15 protein-coding genes are annotated in these 14,788 nt (G+C 71.9%); 2 read left to right on the forward strand and 13 right to left on the reverse strand.

Annotated elements, in window-relative coordinates:
- The first annotated feature begins 36 nt into the window (after positions 1-36).
- Positions 37-498, forward strand: coding sequence for a Rieske (2Fe-2S) protein (locus ACZ6C1_RS25315; protein WP_469243444.1), 462 nt, complete (start codon positions 37-39; stop codon positions 496-498).
- A 10-nt stretch (positions 499-508) separates the two neighbouring features.
- Positions 509-1,255 (forward strand): nucleotidyltransferase domain-containing protein, encoded by a 747-nt coding sequence (locus ACZ6C1_RS25320; RefSeq protein ID WP_469243445.1) that lies wholly within the window; start codon positions 509-511, stop codon positions 1,253-1,255.
- Here the strand turns inward: ACZ6C1_RS25320 and ACZ6C1_RS25325 are convergent.
- The 13 genes from ACZ6C1_RS25325 to ACZ6C1_RS25385 all read right to left on the reverse strand — a co-directional run bounded on the left by ACZ6C1_RS25325 (position 1,181) and on the right by ACZ6C1_RS25385 (position 14,701).
- Positions 1,181-1,942 (reverse strand): nucleotidyltransferase domain-containing protein, encoded by a 762-nt coding sequence (locus ACZ6C1_RS25325; protein WP_469243447.1) that lies wholly within the window; start codon positions 1,940-1,942, stop codon positions 1,181-1,183. The two genes, ACZ6C1_RS25320 and ACZ6C1_RS25325, sit on opposite strands and share 75 nt — an antisense overlap.
- 3 nt (positions 1,943-1,945) lie before the next feature.
- Entirely contained in the window at positions 1,946-2,968 is a 1,023-nt protein-coding gene (locus ACZ6C1_RS25330; RefSeq protein ID WP_469243451.1) for an ADP-ribosylglycohydrolase family protein, read from the reverse strand.
- Entirely contained in the window at positions 2,965-3,702 is a 738-nt protein-coding gene (locus ACZ6C1_RS25335) for an NUDIX hydrolase (protein ID WP_469243453.1), read from the reverse strand. The genes ACZ6C1_RS25330 and ACZ6C1_RS25335 overlap by 4 nt, the downstream gene beginning before the upstream one ends.
- Complete coding sequence (locus tag ACZ6C1_RS25340) at positions 3,699-3,842, reverse strand: hypothetical protein (RefSeq protein ID WP_469243455.1); 144 nt, start codon at positions 3,840-3,842, stop codon at positions 3,699-3,701. Before ACZ6C1_RS25340 ends, ACZ6C1_RS25335 begins: the two co-directional genes overlap by 4 nt.
- A 110-nt stretch (positions 3,843-3,952) precedes the next feature.
- Positions 3,953-5,074, reverse strand: coding sequence for a pseudouridine synthase (locus tag ACZ6C1_RS25345; RefSeq protein ID WP_064072045.1), 1,122 nt, complete (start codon positions 5,072-5,074; stop codon positions 3,953-3,955).
- Positions 5,074-5,676 carry an SMC-Scp complex subunit ScpB gene (gene scpB / locus ACZ6C1_RS25350; protein WP_469243457.1) on the reverse strand — a complete coding sequence of 201 codons (603 nt, stop codon included), beginning with the start codon at positions 5,674-5,676 and terminating at the stop codon, positions 5,074-5,076. The genes ACZ6C1_RS25345 and scpB overlap by 1 nt, the downstream gene beginning before the upstream one ends.
- Positions 5,676-6,767, reverse strand: coding sequence for a segregation and condensation protein A (locus tag ACZ6C1_RS25355; RefSeq protein ID WP_469243459.1), 1,092 nt, complete (start codon positions 6,765-6,767; stop codon positions 5,676-5,678). Before ACZ6C1_RS25355 ends, scpB begins: the two co-directional genes overlap by 1 nt.
- A gap of 50 nt (positions 6,768-6,817) precedes the next feature.
- On the reverse strand, positions 6,818-7,324 hold the full coding sequence (locus ACZ6C1_RS25360) for a hypothetical protein (RefSeq protein WP_469243515.1): 507 nt from the start codon (positions 7,322-7,324) through the stop codon (positions 6,818-6,820).
- Entirely contained in the window at positions 7,321-8,346 is a 1,026-nt protein-coding gene (locus tag ACZ6C1_RS25365) for a ParA family protein (protein WP_064072041.1), read from the reverse strand. The genes ACZ6C1_RS25360 and ACZ6C1_RS25365 overlap by 4 nt, the downstream gene beginning before the upstream one ends.
- A 464-nt stretch (positions 8,347-8,810) precedes the next feature.
- Complete coding sequence (ald, locus tag ACZ6C1_RS25370; RefSeq protein WP_469243517.1) at positions 8,811-9,926, reverse strand: alanine dehydrogenase; 1,116 nt, start codon at positions 9,924-9,926, stop codon at positions 8,811-8,813.
- Positions 9,927-10,068: 142 nt separating this feature from the next.
- A complete protein-coding gene (locus tag ACZ6C1_RS25375; RefSeq protein WP_469243461.1) occupies positions 10,069-12,126 on the reverse strand; it encodes a tetratricopeptide repeat protein in 2,058 nt (685 codons plus the stop codon).
- A 205-nt stretch (positions 12,127-12,331) separates the two neighbouring features.
- Positions 12,332-12,958, reverse strand: coding sequence for an NUDIX domain-containing protein (locus tag ACZ6C1_RS25380; protein ID WP_469243463.1), 627 nt, complete (start codon positions 12,956-12,958; stop codon positions 12,332-12,334).
- A 93-nt stretch (positions 12,959-13,051) separates the two neighbouring features.
- Complete coding sequence (locus ACZ6C1_RS25385) at positions 13,052-14,701, reverse strand: CTP synthase (protein ID WP_469243465.1); 1,650 nt, start codon at positions 14,699-14,701, stop codon at positions 13,052-13,054.
- Between the last annotated feature and the right edge of the window lie 87 nt (positions 14,702-14,788).

Genomic DNA, 14,788 nt, shown 5'->3' on the forward strand with positions numbered 1-14,788 from the left:
TTCGTACGGGCCGCCCGGGGGGCCAGGATGCTGCGCATGAGTCCAGCCCCCACCCCCCGCCGTACCGTCCTCAGGGCCGCCGCCACCGCCACCGTCGTGTTCGCGGCCGGCTGCGGTGACGACGGAGGCGACGCCCCGGCGGCGACCGCCGCCCCCACGACCCCCACGCCTCCCGCCAGCCCCAGCCCCCGCCCGACGGCGGAGCCACCGGACGACGAGCTTGCCCGGACGACCGACATCCCCTCCGGCGGAGGCCGGATCTTCAAGGACCGGAAGGTCGTGGTGACCCAGCCGCAGGACGGCGAGTTCAAGGCCTTCTCCGCGGTCTGCACCCATCAGGCCTGCATCGTCGCCACGGTGGAGGACGGCACCATCAACTGTGCCTGTCACGGCAGCCGGTTCCGTGTCGCGGACGGCTCGGTGGCGCGGGGCCCGGCGACCCGGCCGCTGCCGGCCGAGCAGATCATCGTGGAGGGGGACAGCATCCGACTGGCATAGGGTCTGGCGCATGCTGACCCCCGACGAACTGGTGCGCGACCACACGATCTACTCCTGTGTCATGGGCTCGCGCGCCTTCGGGCTGGCCACGGACGGCAGCGACACCGACCGCCGTGGTGTGTTCCTGGCCCCCACCCCGCTCCAGTGGCGTTTCGACAAGCCCCCCACGCACATAGAGGGCCCGGCGGACGAACAGTTCAGCTGGGAGCTGGAGCGGTTCTGCGAGCTGGCCCTGCGCGCCAACCCCAACATCCTGGAGTGCCTGCACTCGCCGCTCGTCGAGCGCGTCGACGCCACCGGCCGCGAACTGCTGGCGCTGCGCTCCGCGTTCCTCTCCCGCGAGGCACACCGGACGTTCGTCCGGTACGCGAGCGGGCAGCGCAAGAAGCTCGACGCGGACATCCGCCAGTACGGCGCTCCCCGCTGGAAGCACGCCATGCACCTGCTGCGGCTGCTGGCGACCTGTCGCGACCTGCTGCGCACGGGCGAGCTGCAGATCGACGTGGGCGATGAACGCGAGCGGCTGCTGGCGGTCAAGCGCGGCGAGGTGCCCTGGCCGGAGGTCGAGTCGTGGATGGGCCGCCTCGCCGACGAGGCCGACGAGGCGGTCGCGGGCTCCCCGCTCCCGCCGGAGCCGGACCGGCGGGCGGTCGCGGACTTCCTGTTCCGTACGCGCCGGGCGTCAGCCCTCCAGGCGGGTCCGGACGACGAAGTCGTGGAGGGCGTCGTACGTGGCGGGGGCGGCGGCGTCCGGTAGCACGGACGACGCCCGTGCCTCGTCGAGGACGGTGTGCAGCGCCTCGACGTCGGCCCGGACCCGCTCGGTGTCCACGCTGGTGGCCGGGCCGTGCTCGGCATCCGCCTTGGCCGCGATGAGTCCGGCCACGTACTCCGGCGCCGGCACCGACCCGAGGAGGGTCGGCAGGTGGGCCACCACTTCTCCCGTACGCATCAGGTGGATGCCGGTGAGGAGCGCCCGGAAGGTGTAGAGCAGCGGCTTGAGCTCCCCGCTCTTCTCGAAGAGCCGCCACTGGGTGGCGGCGAACCCACGGTAGTGGTGGGCGTGGTGGGTCGTGAGCACACCGGGCGCCAGGCCGGCCAGCTCCGCGTGTGCGTCGGTGGTGTGGGCGACCAACGGGGACAACAGCTGTTCCAGTACGTATCCGTTGCGCCGGAGCATCAGGCGGACGAACTTGCGCAGGTCGTGGGTGACCAGGTCCATCTCGACCCCGTCGCGCTCCCACATCCTCGACCTGGTCTCCTCGGGCTCGCGCAGCCCGATCAGCGAGTCCACCGGCAGCAGGTGCACTCCACGCACGTCCACGTCCGAGTCGCGGGACGGGAAGCCGTACAGGTGCGCGCCGGAGACGGTGGCGAACAACAGGTGGTCGGGCTGCTCGGCGACGACGGAGGCCAGGTCGGGAAGCTCCAGGAGTTCGGTCATGGCCTAAGCGTCCCAGAGCGCCCCCAGCGTCAGCAGCTCACTGCCGTATTCGATCCGGTCCGCCCACTCCTTCGGCCACGCTCCGGCGCCCAGATGGGCTCCGGCGAAGGCGCCCGCCAGGCAGGCGATGGAGTCGGAGTCGCCCTTGGTGCAGGCGGCCCGGCGGATGGCCGTGACGGGCTCCTCGGGGAAGAGGAGGAAGCAGAGCAAGGCACTGGTGAGGGCCTCCTCGGCGATCCAGCCCTCGCCGGTGAGCAGGCACGGGTCGGTCTCCGGGTCGGCCGTGCGCAGCGCGGCGTCCAGGGTGCTCAGGGCGTCGGCGCACTCGTCCCACCCTCGCTGGATGTACGCCTGGGGCGTGGCGTCGTGGGAGTACGTCCACAGGTCGCCGAGCCACTGCTGGTGGTAGCGGGAGCGGTTCTCGTACGCGTACGAACGCAGTTGCCCGACCAGGCCGAGCGGCTCGGCGCCCTGCGACAGCAGGTGCACCGCCCGGGCGGTGAGGTCGGAGGCGGCCAGTGCGGTGGGGTGGCCGTGGGTGAGGGCGGCCTGGAGCTGGGCGGCGCCGGCCCGCTGCTCCTGGCTGAGCCCCGGGACGAGCCCGATGGGGGCGACCCGCATGTTGGCGCCGCAGCCCTTGGAGCCGATCTGGCTGGCCTGCTGCCAGGGCCGGTCGCCTTCCAGCTTCTGGCAGGCGACCAGGCAGGTGCGGCCGGGGGCGCGGTTGTTCTCCGGCGAGTGGTACCAGTCGACGAACTCGTCGCGCAGCGGGCGGGTCAGGCTCAGCGGGGCGAGCGCGCCGCGCGCGAGCGCCGTCCGTACGGCACGGGCGACCGCGAGGGTCATCTGGGTGTCGTCGGTGACGATCGCGGGCTTCGGCAGGGTCATCTCCCGCCAGGGGCCGCACTTGGCCAGGATGGACGGGACGTCGTTGAACTCGGTGGGGAAGCCCAGCGCGTCACCGAGCGCGAGCCCGATGAGCGAGCCGGTGGCCGCCTGCTTGGTGATGGTCCTGGACGTGATCATTCCTGCCGTCCTTCCGGTCGCAGCAGTGGCGGGTGCAGGGCCGTGGCCTGGCCCGCCCGGTACAGAGCGGCCGGTTTCCCCCGTCCGCCGGTCAGGCGCGGCGGTCCCTCCACGGCCTGGACGAAGCCGGGCGTGGTGAGGACCTTGCGCCGGAAGTTGGGGCGGTCGAGCTCGACGCCCCACACCGTCTCGTACACCTGGCGCAGCTCGCCGAGGGTGAACTCGGGCGGGCAGAAGGCGGTGGCCAGGCAGGTGTACTCGAGCTTGGCGCCCACGCGCTCGTGCGCGTCGGCGAGGATCGTGTCGTGGTCGAAGGCGAGGGGCCCGTACGAGCCGTACGGCAGCCACTGGGCGTGCGCGGCGTCCCCGCCGCCCCGCGGCTCGGGCAGGTCCGGGACGAGGGCGGTGTAGGCGACCGACACGACCCGCATCCTGGGGTCGCGGTCGGGGTCGCTGTAGGTGCGCAGCTGCTCCAGGTGGAGGTGGGCGACGGTGGCGTCGGACAGCCCGGTCTCCTCGGCGAGCTCGCGGCGGGCGGCCTGTCCGGCGGACTCCCGGGGCAGGACGAAGCCGCCGGGCAGGGCCCAGCAGCCCTGGTAGGGCTCCTGGCCCCGCTCGACCAGGAGCACCTGGAGCCGTTCGTCCCGCACGGTGAAGACGGCGAGGTCGACGGTGACGGCGAAGGGCTCGAAGGCGTACGGGTCGTAGCCCTCGGGCCGCCGGGCGGCGGTCATGCCGGTCCCTCCGTCCCGCTCGTCGTGCGGGCCTTCACCACCCCCGCCGCGACGGCGCCGGAGCCTGAGCCACCCCCGTGGGTCCAGGTCCACCGGCCGTACGCGGCGGAGGTGATGAAGACGTTCTCGGTGGTTCGCACACCGCCCCCTTAAGAGTCACCTTGACTATAAAGGCGCCCAGGGGTGCCCCACAAGCACGAAAGCCCGCGGCCTTTTGGCAGGCCACGGGCTTTCGTACGGGTATGGGCTACTACAGGCCGACTTCCTTCATCAGCATGCCGACCTCGGTGTTCGTCAGGCGGCGCAGCCAGCCCGACTTCTGGTCACCGAGCTGGATCGGACCGAACGCGGTCCGCACCAGCTTCTCGACCGGGAAGCCGGCCTCGGCGAGCATGCGGCGCACGATGTGCTTGCGGCCCTCGTGGAGCTGCACCTCGACCAGGTAGTTCTTGCCGGTCTGCTCCACCACCCGGAAGTGGTCGGCGCGGGCGTAGCCGTCCTCCAGCTGGATGCCCTCCTTGAGCCGCTTGCCCACCTCGCGCGGGAGCGGGCCCGTGATGGCCGCCAGATAGGTCTTCTTCACGCCGTACTTCGGGTGCGTGAGGCGGTGGGCCAGCTCACCGTGGTTGGTGAGCAGGATGATGCCCTCGGTCTCGGTGTCGAGCCGCCCGACGTGGAAGAGCCGGGTCTCCCTGTTGGTGACGTAGTCGCCCAGGCACTGGCGGCCGTCGGGGTCCTCCATGGTGGAGACGACACCGGCGGGCTTGTTCAGGGCGAAGAAGAGGTACGACTGGGTGGCCACGGTCAGGCCGTCGACCTTGATCTCGTCGTTCTCCGGGTCGACGCGCGTGCCCTGCTCGATGACGATCTTGCCGTTGACCTCGACCCGGCCGGCGTCGATCAGCTCCTCGCACGCCCTCCGCGACCCCACGCCGGCCCGCGCGAGCACCTTCTGCAGGCGCTCACCCTCCTGGTCGCCGAACGTCTTGGGCGTCTTGATCTCGGGCTTGTTCGCGTACCGCTCGCGGTTGCGCTCCTCGATCCGGGCGTCCAGCTCACGCGGACGCGCCGGCATCGTGCGGCCGCCACCGCGCTGGGGGGACTGGCGGGGGCCGCCCTTGGCACCGCCCCGGGCCGCCGCGCCACGCCCGCGCTTGGGGCCGCCCTCACCGGGGGCGCCCACGTCGTAGCTGCGCTCCTCGGGGCGGGGGCGGCGCGGGTTGCTCCCGCCCTTGGGGCCCTGGCGGTCGTCGCGGCTGTTACCGGCACCCCGGTAATTGCCACGGCCGCCGCTGCTGCCGCGGCCGCCGCTGTTGCCACCACGGCTCCCGCCGTTGTTTCCGCTGCTGTTCCTGCCGCTGCTGCTTCGCATCAAAGTTCCGTCTTGTCGTCTGCGTGCTCGGAATCCGGAGCGTCCGGATCGAACGACGGGACACCTTCCTGCGTCTCGGCCTCGATCGCGTCCGCCTCGGGGAGGAAGGGCGCGAGCTCGGGGAGCTCGTCCAGGCCGCGAAGGCCCATCCGCTCCAGGAAGTAGTTCGTCGTCCTGTACAGGATCGCACCTGTTTCGGGTTCCGCGCCCGCCTCCTCCACCAGACCCCTCTGGAGAAGGGTGCGCATGACCCCGTCGCAGTTCACCCCGCGCACCGCCGAGACCCTCGACCGGCTCACCGGCTGGCGGTACGCGACGACCGCCAGGGTCTCCAGCGCGGCCTGGGTGAGCCGGGCCTGCTGCCCGTCGAGGACGAAGCTCTCGACGGCCTCCGCGTACTCGGCCCGCGTGTAGAACCGCCACCCCCCGGCGACCAGCCGCAGCTCGAACCCCCGGCGCTGTACGTCGTACTCGTCGGCCAGCTCCCGCAGCGCGTCGGCGACCTCCCGGCGGGGACGGTCCAGCACCTTGGCGAGGTGCTCCTCGGTGGCCGGCTCGTCGACGACCATGAGAACGGCCTCCAGGGCCGGCTTCAGCTCCATCACGCATCCTCCTGGTCGAACTCGTCCGTCACGGCGACGCTCTCCCCGCCCGTCCACCTCACGGTGAGCTCCCCCAGGGCCTCGTCCTGGTCGAGGGCGACGGCCTTCTCGCGGTACAGCTCCAGAAGGGCGAGGAACCGGGCGACGACGGTGAGGGTGTCCGGGGCACCCTCGGCCAGCTCCCGGAAACTCACCTCGCCGCGTTCCCTCAGCCGGGACACGACCACCTCGGCCTGTTCGCGGACGCTGACCAGCGGGGCGTGGATGTGCTCCACGTACACCTGCGGCTTGGCCTTGGGCTGCATGGCCTTGACGGCCAGCTTGGCGAACCCCTCGGCACCGATGCTGATGACGACGTCGGGCAGCAGTTCGGCATGGTGCGGCTCCAGGCCCACCGTGCGGGGGTAGCGCCGCCCCTCGCTCTCCAGCCGCTCGCTGAAGATGTCGGCGACCCGCTTGTAGGCGCGGTACTGGAGCAGCCGCGCGAACAGCAGGTCCCGCGCCTCCAGCAGCGCCAGGTCCGCCTCGTCCTCCACCTCGGCGGCGGGCAGCAGCCGGGCGGCCTTGAGATCGAGCAGTGTCGCCGCGACCACCAGGAACTCGGTGGTCTGGTCGAGGTCCCAGTCCGGCCCCATGGCGCGGATGTGCGCCATGAACTCGTCGGTGACCTTGGACAGGGCGACCTCGGTGACGTCCAGCTTGTGCTTGGAGATCAGCTGCAGAAGCAGGTCGAACGGCCCCTCGAAGTTCGCCAGCCGGACGGTGAACCGCCCGTCGGCCTCGCCGGGCGGCGCGTCCGGCGGTGCCGGGACGGGCTCGTCGGACGCGCCTGGGGCGGGCTCGTCGGACCCGTCCGGGGCGGGCTCGGGCTCCGCCGCAGGCGGCTCGGGCTTCGGCTCCGGCTCGGGCGGCTCGGGCGCAGGCGGCTCGGGGGCGGCGCCCGGGGCGGCGGGGTCCGCGAGGGGTGGCGGAGGCGGCGGGTCGGGCACCGCGACGGGGGCCGGCGGGGGAAGGGGGGCCTCCGGCCGTGCGGCCCCCGGGCCGCGGCCGAGGGAGCGGCGGCGGGGGGTGGGAGCGTCGGTCGGGGGCATCCTGGTCCTGGGGCGAAGCGAGAACGGGCGGCGGCCCGCGCAGGCTACCGTCAGCGCCCGCGCAGGCGCCGCACGAGGATGCTCGCGTCGCCCCGCGACTCCAGATCGGCCAGCACCACGGCGACCGCCTCACGGACGATGCGCCCGCGGTCGACGGCCAGGCCGTGCTCGCCGCGCAGGACCAGGCGCGCGTGCTCCAGGTCCATGAGTTCCTCGGCGGAGACGTACACCGTGATCTTCTCGTCGTGCCGTTCGCGTCCGCTGGGCCGCCGGTTCGCCGAGCGGCCTCGGCGCCGGGCCGGAGCGGCGGCGGGGGCCGTCTTCGAGGGCTGCTCCGCCTCGCGGCTGCGCGGCTCCGCGGCGTCCGCCTCGGCGGCCGCGTGCTCCTCGGGAGCCGGTGCGGGGGCGGACGCGGACGCCGGGGCGGACGCCGCCGGGTCGCTCTCGCCCGCCGGCGCCGGCACCCGCGGCTCGCCGTTCTGCCGTCGCGGGGTGGACGACTGCAGCGCCATGCCCCCTGTCGTACGGAACAACTCGTCGGCACCGGGCAGACTCACTCGGCGTGACACCGGGCGAGCACCTCCCTGGCGAGCTGACGGTAGGCGGCGGCACCGACCGAGTTCGAGGCGTACGTGGTGATCGGCTCACCCGCGACCGTGGTCTCCGGGAAGCGCACGGTCCGGCCGATCACCGTGTGGTACACGTGGTCGTCGAAGGCCTCGACGACACGGGCGAGCACCTCACGGCTGTGCACCGTGCGCGAGTCGTACATCGTGGCGAGGATGCCGTCGAGCTCCAGCTCCGGGTTCAGCCGCTCCTGGACCTTCTCGATGGTCTCGGTGAGCAGCGCGACGCCACGCAGTGCGAAGAACTCGCACTCCAGCGGCACTATCACCTTGTGAGCGGCCGTCAGCGCATTCACGGTCAGCAGACCGAGCGAGGGCTGACAGTCGATCACGATGTAGTCGTAGTCGTTCAGCAGCGGCTTGAGCGCCCGCTGCAGCGTGGACTCGCGCGCGACCTCGCTGACCAACTGCACTTCAGCGGCTGACAAATCGATATTGCTGGGCAGCAGGTCCATGTTGGGCACGGCGGTCTTCAGCAGGACCTCGTCCGCCGACATGCCCCGCTCCATGAGCAGGTTGTAGACGGTGAGGTCGAGCTCCATCGGGTTCACGCCGAGACCGACCGACAGGGCTCCCTGCGGGTCGAAGTCGACGAGCAGCACCCGCCGTCCGTACTCCGCGAGCGCGGCGCCCAGGTTGATGGTCGACGTCGTCTTGCCCACGCCGCCCTTCTGGTTGCACATCGCGATGATCTTCGCGGGGCCGTGGTCGGTCAACGGTCCCGGGATCGGGAAGTACGGCAGGGGCCGTCCGGTGGGGCCGATCCGCTCCCGGCGCTGGCGGGCAGCGTCGGGCGCGAGGGTGGCCGCGTACTCCGGATCGGGCTCGTACTCGGCGTCAGGGTCGTAGAAGTGCCCCTCGGGGACTTCGTCGTAGGCGGCGAAGTGGGTGGACTCTCGGCCACTCTCGTTGCCGGCCATGGCGTTCACGTGTTGGCCGTCCATCATCTTCATCGTGTGGGCTGTCGTCCTGTGCTGCTGGCCGGCCGCGAAGGTTCGGACAGCGACCGAGCCGGCATCGCCGACCGTTCCTGGCTGACCACCCCCAGGAGTAAATGTCGACTCATTCACAAGTCGTCTTACCTCCTTGGACGTGACCAGGAAACTTATCGATAGGTCAGCGTGGCACCATGCCGACGGTTTGCGACTCTATGGCGTGTCACCGCTCCGCAGCAACACAATCGCCCGGACGCGGGCCGATGTGTCGGCAAAGAAACAGTCCCGTGTCAAGGGCGCACGGCCATGCTTCGACACGTTTCCCGGGTGTGCGAAACGGTTAAAGGGTTACGTTCGAGACGACTTGAGCGACGGTCAGGAGCTCGGCGGACACACGTCCGGCCGGACCTCGTCGCGAAGGTCCGGCCGGATGTGTGAGGTTGACGGCAACCGTTGACGGTCCGCCGGAGGGTCGGCGTGGGTCAGCCGATGAGCGAGGTCAGCTCGGTGTGCTCCAGGCCGTGGGCCTCGGCGACCTCCTTGTAGACGACCTTGCCGTCATGGGTGTTGAGGCCCCTGGCGAGCGCGGCGTCGCGGCGCAGCGCCTCGACCCAGCCATTGTTGGCCAGCGACACGATGTAGGGCAGCGTGGCGTTGGTCAGCGCGTAGGTGGAGGTGTTGGGCACCGCGCCGGGCATGTTGGCGACGCAGTAGAAGACCGACTCGTGGACGTTGAAGGTCGGCTCGGCGTGCGTGGTCGGACGGGAGTCCTCGAAGCAGCCGCCCTGGTCGATCGCGATGTCGACAAGGACACTTCCCGGCTTCATCCGGGAGACGAGCTCGTTGGTGACCAGCTTCGGGGCCTTGGCGCCCGGGATGAGGACGGCACCGATGACGAGGTCGGCGTCGAGGACGGCCTTCTCCAGCTCGAAGGAGTTGGACATGACGGCCTTGACCTTCGTACCGAAGATCTTGTCGGCCTCACGCAGCTTGTTGATGTCACGGTCGAGCAGCGTCACCTCGAAGCCCATGCCCACGGCGATCTGGGTGGCGTTCCAGCCGGAGACGCCACCGCCGATGACGACGGCCTTGGCCGGGATCACGCCCGGGACGCCGCCCGGCAGCACGCCACGGCCACCGGCCGCGCGCATCAGGTGGTAGGCGCCGACCTGCGGGGCGAGGCGGCCCGCGACCTCGGACATCGGGGCGAGCAGCGGCAGGGCGCGGTTGGCGGTCTCGACCGTCTCGTACGCGATGGCCGTGGTGCCGGACTCGATCAGGGCGTCCGTGCACTCGCGGGAGGCGGCGAGGTGCAGGTAGGTGAAGAGGGTCTGGTCCTTGCGGAGGCGGTGGTACTCCTCCGCGATGGGCTCCTTGACCTTGAGCAGCAGGTCGGCGGTGGCCCACACCTCGTCGGCGGTGGGCAGGATCTGCGCGCCGGCGGCGACGTACTCGTCGTCCGTGATCGAGGAGCCGACACCGGCGTTCTGCTCGACGAAGACCTGGTGCCCGTTGCGCACGAGCTCGTGCACACCGGCGGGGGTGATGGCCACCCGGAACTCGTTGTTCTTGACCTCGCGGGGGATGCCGACCTTCACGTCGATCACGGTCCTTGGCTTTGGGGGTACGGGGGCAATGCAATACATACCCGGATACACAGGACGCACCGGGATACACCGCGGTCAATCGCGGCTCACCCAGTCTATTGAAGGGTCCACCGTTGTCTAGCCTTGCAAAGCATTAATCTTTGGCTGAAGCACTGCGGATTTCGCAGGTAGATCCGGCGGTGGAGTTGTCCGTTCCCAGCAGCCGGTCGGCCGCGGCCCGGTGCAGCCGGGCGGCGGCGGGATCGCCGAGCCGGTCGAGGGTGTCCGCCAGCCGCAGCTGGAGCGCCGCGAGAAGCCGCACGTCCTTGGCCCGGCGCGCCCACTCGACCGCCTCCTCGCAGGTGCGCAGACACTCCTGCGGCCGTCCCGCGTACTCCTGGACCCGGGCCGCCTCGCTCAACGCCCGCGCGTGGCCCCCGAGATCGCCGAGGCGGCGGTATCCGGCCGCGGCGGCCCGCCAATTCCTGAGCGCCTCGCCGTACCGGCCCTCGTAGGTGTGCACGGCACCGAGCCGGCCGTACAGCCGCGCCTGGTCGGCCCGCTCGTCGCGGGCGAGGCGCTGCGAGAGGGCCCGGCCGTACCAGTCGGCGGCCCGCTGCCAGTCCCCCAGCTCCTGGTGGGCACCGCCTACGGATTCCATCGCGCGGCTGATCGCGTACGGGTCGCCCGCGAGCCGCCCGGCGTCCAGGGCCTTCCGGTAGCGGGCCAGCGCCTCGGTCGTACGGCCGGTGCGGGCGTCCAGGTCGGCGAGGTTCAGCAGGGCGGCGGCCCGCTCGCGGTGCAGCCCGCGACGCTCGGCGACGTCCAGGACCAGCTGGTGCAGCCCGTACAGCTCCGGTGCGGCCTCCTCGGCGCCCCGGTGCGCGGTGAGCGCCCGGACGAGGGCGGCCACCAGGCGGCGGGCCAGGGTGTCGAGGTCCCCGTCGGCGACGGCGACCCGGGCGGCGGCCAGCAGTGCGGGCTGCCGGGTGCGCAGCCATGCGGCGGCGGCCTCCGGTCCGGCGAAGCGCAGCGCCCTGGGCAGCCCGGCCAGCTTGCGCCGCGCCGGCGAGCCCTCCGGCTCGGTGACCGCCCGGCACGACTGCAGCAGCCGTACGGTCCGCTCCAGCATCCGCGCGCGGGCGAGCTGGACCTCGGCCGGCCGGTCCTCGCTCTCCAGCCGCTCCCGCAGCAGCGGCATGAGGCAGCCGGGCACCTCGTACTGTTCGTCGTCCGCCGCGTGCACGAACCCGGAGGCGGCGAAGCTCTCCAGGGCGGAGCGGGCGGCGGACACCGAGCAGCCGGCCAGCGCGGAGGCGGTGTGGGCGTCGGCCGTGCCGACCGGGGCCAGGGCGAGCAGGCGCAGCGTCCGCGCGGCGGGCGCGGGGAGCGCCTCGTACGCCAGGTGGAAGGCGCGGGCCAGCGGCCGGTCCGCGACGGGGCGGTCGGGCTCGTCCTCCAGGGAGCGGAGCCGTTTGGTGAGGTCGGCGACGGACGACATGGGGCGGGCGGCGAGCCAGCCGCCGGCCAGCACGAGGGCGGTGGGCTGGCCGCCGCACAGCTCGGTGAGCGTCTCGGCGGCCTGCGGGTCGACGGTGATCCGTACCGAGCCGGTGAAGCTGTCGAGCAGTTCGATGGCGGACTTGGCGTCCAGTCCGCCGACCGTGCACGGCCGTACGTCCGGGATGCCGGTGAGCGGGCCCTGCGCGACGGCCACGACGAGGCACGCGGGGTTGTCGGGGAGCAGCGCGGCGACCTGGTCGGCGTGCGCGGCGTCGTCCAGCAGGAGCAGGGCGCGGCGTTCGGCGAAGGTGTCCCGCAGCAGCCCGGTCAGTTCGTCCTCCCACGCCCCGGCGGGCGCGGGTACGCCGAGCCGGTCGAGCAGCCCGCGGGCGACCCGCTCGACGGGCACCGGTTCACCGCCCGGCTCGGTCAGCCGGGCCCGCAGGACGCCGTCGCGGTAACCGCGCGCGAGGTCGCCGACCAGTTCCTCGGCGAGCGCCGTGCGGCCGCTGCCGGGCCGCCCGGCGATCAGCAGGACCCGGGCGCGCGGGGAGGGCCGCCCGGCGAGGGTGTCGAGCCCGGCGCGGGCGATGTCGGCCCGCAGTTCCTTGAGCTCGCGCACCCGCCCGAAGAACCGACGGCGCCCGGGCCGCGCCCCGGACCGGTCCGCACCGCCCGCGCCGCCGAAGTCCACCGCCTGATCCGTCACGGGCCACGCTCCCGTCCGCCTGTGCACGTACTGATCCCGCCGGGTCCCCAGGCGGGCGATCCGAGCGTAGTTCAGCCGCGGTGCCCCACCCGGCGGAGCACGGCGAACGAGTCCCTCAATCGGATCAGCCGATCGTCACACCGGACCGCCGCAGCCACTTCCCCGGGCGGCCCCGCCGGTGCACCCGCTCCCGGCCACGAGGGCCCTAACGCTCGAACGGGCGGGCCGGCCAGGGGGCCTCGGCCGGGCGCAGCGCGTCCAGCCCGTCGCCGGCGCGGGCGGCGAGGACCGAGAGCACACCCACGACCAGGCAGTTGTTGTGCAGGTCGCCCGCCAGGACGCCCCGCGCCAGCTCGTCGAGGGGCACCCGGGCGAGCTCCATGTCGGCCTCCTCCTCGGCGACCTCGAAGCGCTCCCCCTCCGCCGCCGACAGGCCGCGCGCCAGGAAGATCCGTACGGCTTCGTCGCAGCCGCCGGGCGTGGTGTACACGTCCGTGAGGACGTGCCACTTCTCCGCCTTGACGTGTGCCTCCTCGTACAGCTCGCGCACGGCCGCGTTCAGCGGGTTCTCACCGGGCACGTCCAGCAGGCCGGCCGGGATCTCCCACAGCTTGTGCCGCACCGGATGGCGGTACTGGCGCAGCACCAGGACCCGGTCCTCGTCGTCGAGGGCGAGGACCGCCACCGAGCCGGGGTGGACCTGGTAGTCGCGGCGTACGACGGTCCCGTCCGGCATGACCACGTCGTCGGTGCGGACACTCGTCTTGTTGCCCTGGAACGGCACGGCGGTCGCGGTGACCCGCCACTCCTCGGGCGTGTCCTTGATGGTCATGAAAGACGTCCTCCCTCGTACACCACGTACACAGAAAACCGGGGCACAAGCCCTGATCAGGCCCGTACCCCGGTCAACCGTATCGCTAGCGCGTCACTTGCCCGTCTTGCGCTCCACAGCGGCCTTCACCAGGCCCGCGAAGAGCGGGTGCGGCCGGGTCGGGCGGGAGCGCAGCTCCGGGTGCGCCTGCGTGGCGACCAGGTAGGGGTGCACCTCGCGCGGGTACTCGACGTACTCGACGAGCTTGTTGTCCGGCGAGGTGCCGGAGAAGACGATGCCCGCCTTCTTCTCCAGCTCCGCGCGGTAGGCGTTGTTCACCTCGTAGCGGTGACGGTGCCGCTCGTCGACGTACGGCTGGTCGCCGTAGACCTCGCGGACGATGGAGCCCTCGGCGAGCTTCGCCGGGTACAGGCCCAGGCGCATCGTTCCGCCCAGGTCGCCGGCGCCCTCGACGTACGCCAGCTGCTCCTCCATCGTCGAGATGACGGGGTGGGAGGTGGCCGGGTCGAACTCGGTGGAGTTGGCATCCGCGATGCCCGCCAGGTTCCGCGCCGCCTCGACCACGATGCACTGGAGGCCCAGGCACAGGCCGAGCAGCGGGATCTTGTTCTCGCGGGCGTACTGGATGGCGCCGACCTTGCCGTTGACGCCGCGCTCGCCGAAGCCGCCGGGGATGACGATCGCGTCGACGTCACCGAGCTGCTTGGCGGCGCCGGCCTGCGTCTTGCAGTCGTCGGAGGTGACCCACTTGACCTTGACGCGGGCCTTGTTGGCGAAACCGCCGGCGCGCATGGCCTCGGTCACCGACAGGTAGGCGTCCGGCAGGTCGATGTACTTGCCGACCAGCGCGACGGTGACCTCGTGGTCGGGGTTGTGGACGCGGTCCAGCAGGTCGTCCCACGTGGTCCAGTCGACGTCGCGGAACGGCAGGTCCAGCTTGCGCACGACGTACGCGTCGAGGCCCTCGGTGTGCAGCACCTTCGGGATGTCGTAGATCGACTTGGCGTCGATGGCGGCGACCACCGCCGCCTCGTCGACGTCGCACATCAGCGAGATCTTGCGCTTGATCGCGGTCGGTACGTCACGGTCGGCGCGCAGCACGATCGCGTCGGGCTGGATACCGATGTTGCGCAGGGCCGCGACCGAGTGCTGGGTCGGCTTGGTCTTCAGCTCGCCGGACGGGCCGATGTAGGGCAGCAGCGAGATGTGCACGACGAAGACGTTGTCCCGGCCGACCTCGTGACGGACCTGGCGGACCGTCTCCAGGAACGGCAGCGACTCGATGTCGCCGACCGTGCCGCCGACCTCCGTGATGACGACGTCGACGTCGTCGGTGGCCATCCGGCGGATGCGGTGCTTGATCTCGTTGGTGATGTGCGGGATGACCTGGACGGTGTCGCCGAGGTACTCGCCGCGCCGCTCCTTGGCGATGACCTGGCTGTAGACCTGGCCCGTGGTGACGTTGGCCGAGCCGTCGAGGTCGACGTCGAGGAACCGCTCGTAGTGGCCGATGTCCAGGTCGGTCTCGGCGCCGTCGTTGGTGACGAACACCTCACCGTGCTGGAACGGGTTCATGGTGCCCGGGTCGACGTTGAGGTACGGGTCGAGCTTCTGCATCGTGACCCGAAGGCCCCGGGCCTTGAGGAGCGCACCCAGGCTGGAGGCGGTCAGGCCCTTGCCGAGGGAGGACGCGACACCCCCGGTGACGAAGATGTGCTTGGTCGTCGTGGATTTGGGCGGCATGGCCAAGAGGGGGCTCCCGTGGTCGCGTTCTGGAGGTGCGTTCCGGCGTCCGCCCGGAGGGTTCCGGGGGTGCCGTCGCTGCGGTTC

Source organism: Streptomyces sp. NPDC041796 (assembly GCF_055590785.1).

Excerpts from the sequence above, each read along its gene's own strand:
- ACZ6C1_RS25385 (WP_469243465.1), bottom strand. The coding sequence starts at position 14,701 with ATGCCGCCCAAATCCACGACGACCAAGCACATCTTCGTCACCGGGGGT.
- ACZ6C1_RS25325 (WP_469243447.1), bottom strand. The coding sequence starts at position 1,942 with ATGACCGAACTCCTGGAGCTTCCCGACCTGGCCTCCGTCGTCGCCGAG.
- ACZ6C1_RS25355 (WP_469243459.1), bottom strand. The coding sequence starts at position 6,767 with ATGCCCCCGACCGACGCTCCCACCCCCCGCCGCCGCTCCCTCGGCCGC.
- ACZ6C1_RS25335 (WP_469243453.1), bottom strand. The coding sequence starts at position 3,702 with ATGACCGCCGCCCGGCGGCCCGAGGGCTACGACCCGTACGCCTTCGAG.
- ACZ6C1_RS25345 (WP_064072045.1), bottom strand. The coding sequence starts at position 5,074 with ATGCGAAGCAGCAGCGGCAGGAACAGCAGCGGAAACAACGGCGGGAGC.
- scpB (WP_469243457.1), bottom strand. The coding sequence starts at position 5,676 with ATGGAGCTGAAGCCGGCCCTGGAGGCCGTTCTCATGGTCGTCGACGAG.
- ACZ6C1_RS25315 (WP_469243444.1), top strand. The coding sequence starts at position 37 with ATGAGTCCAGCCCCCACCCCCCGCCGTACCGTCCTCAGGGCCGCCGCC.
- ACZ6C1_RS25320 (WP_469243445.1), top strand. The coding sequence starts at position 509 with ATGCTGACCCCCGACGAACTGGTGCGCGACCACACGATCTACTCCTGT.
- ACZ6C1_RS25330 (WP_469243451.1), bottom strand. The coding sequence starts at position 2,968 with ATGATCACGTCCAGGACCATCACCAAGCAGGCGGCCACCGGCTCGCTC.
- ACZ6C1_RS25365 (WP_064072041.1), bottom strand. The coding sequence starts at position 8,346 with ATGAAGATGATGGACGGCCAACACGTGAACGCCATGGCCGGCAACGAG.
- ACZ6C1_RS25380 (WP_469243463.1), bottom strand. The coding sequence starts at position 12,958 with ATGACCATCAAGGACACGCCCGAGGAGTGGCGGGTCACCGCGACCGCC.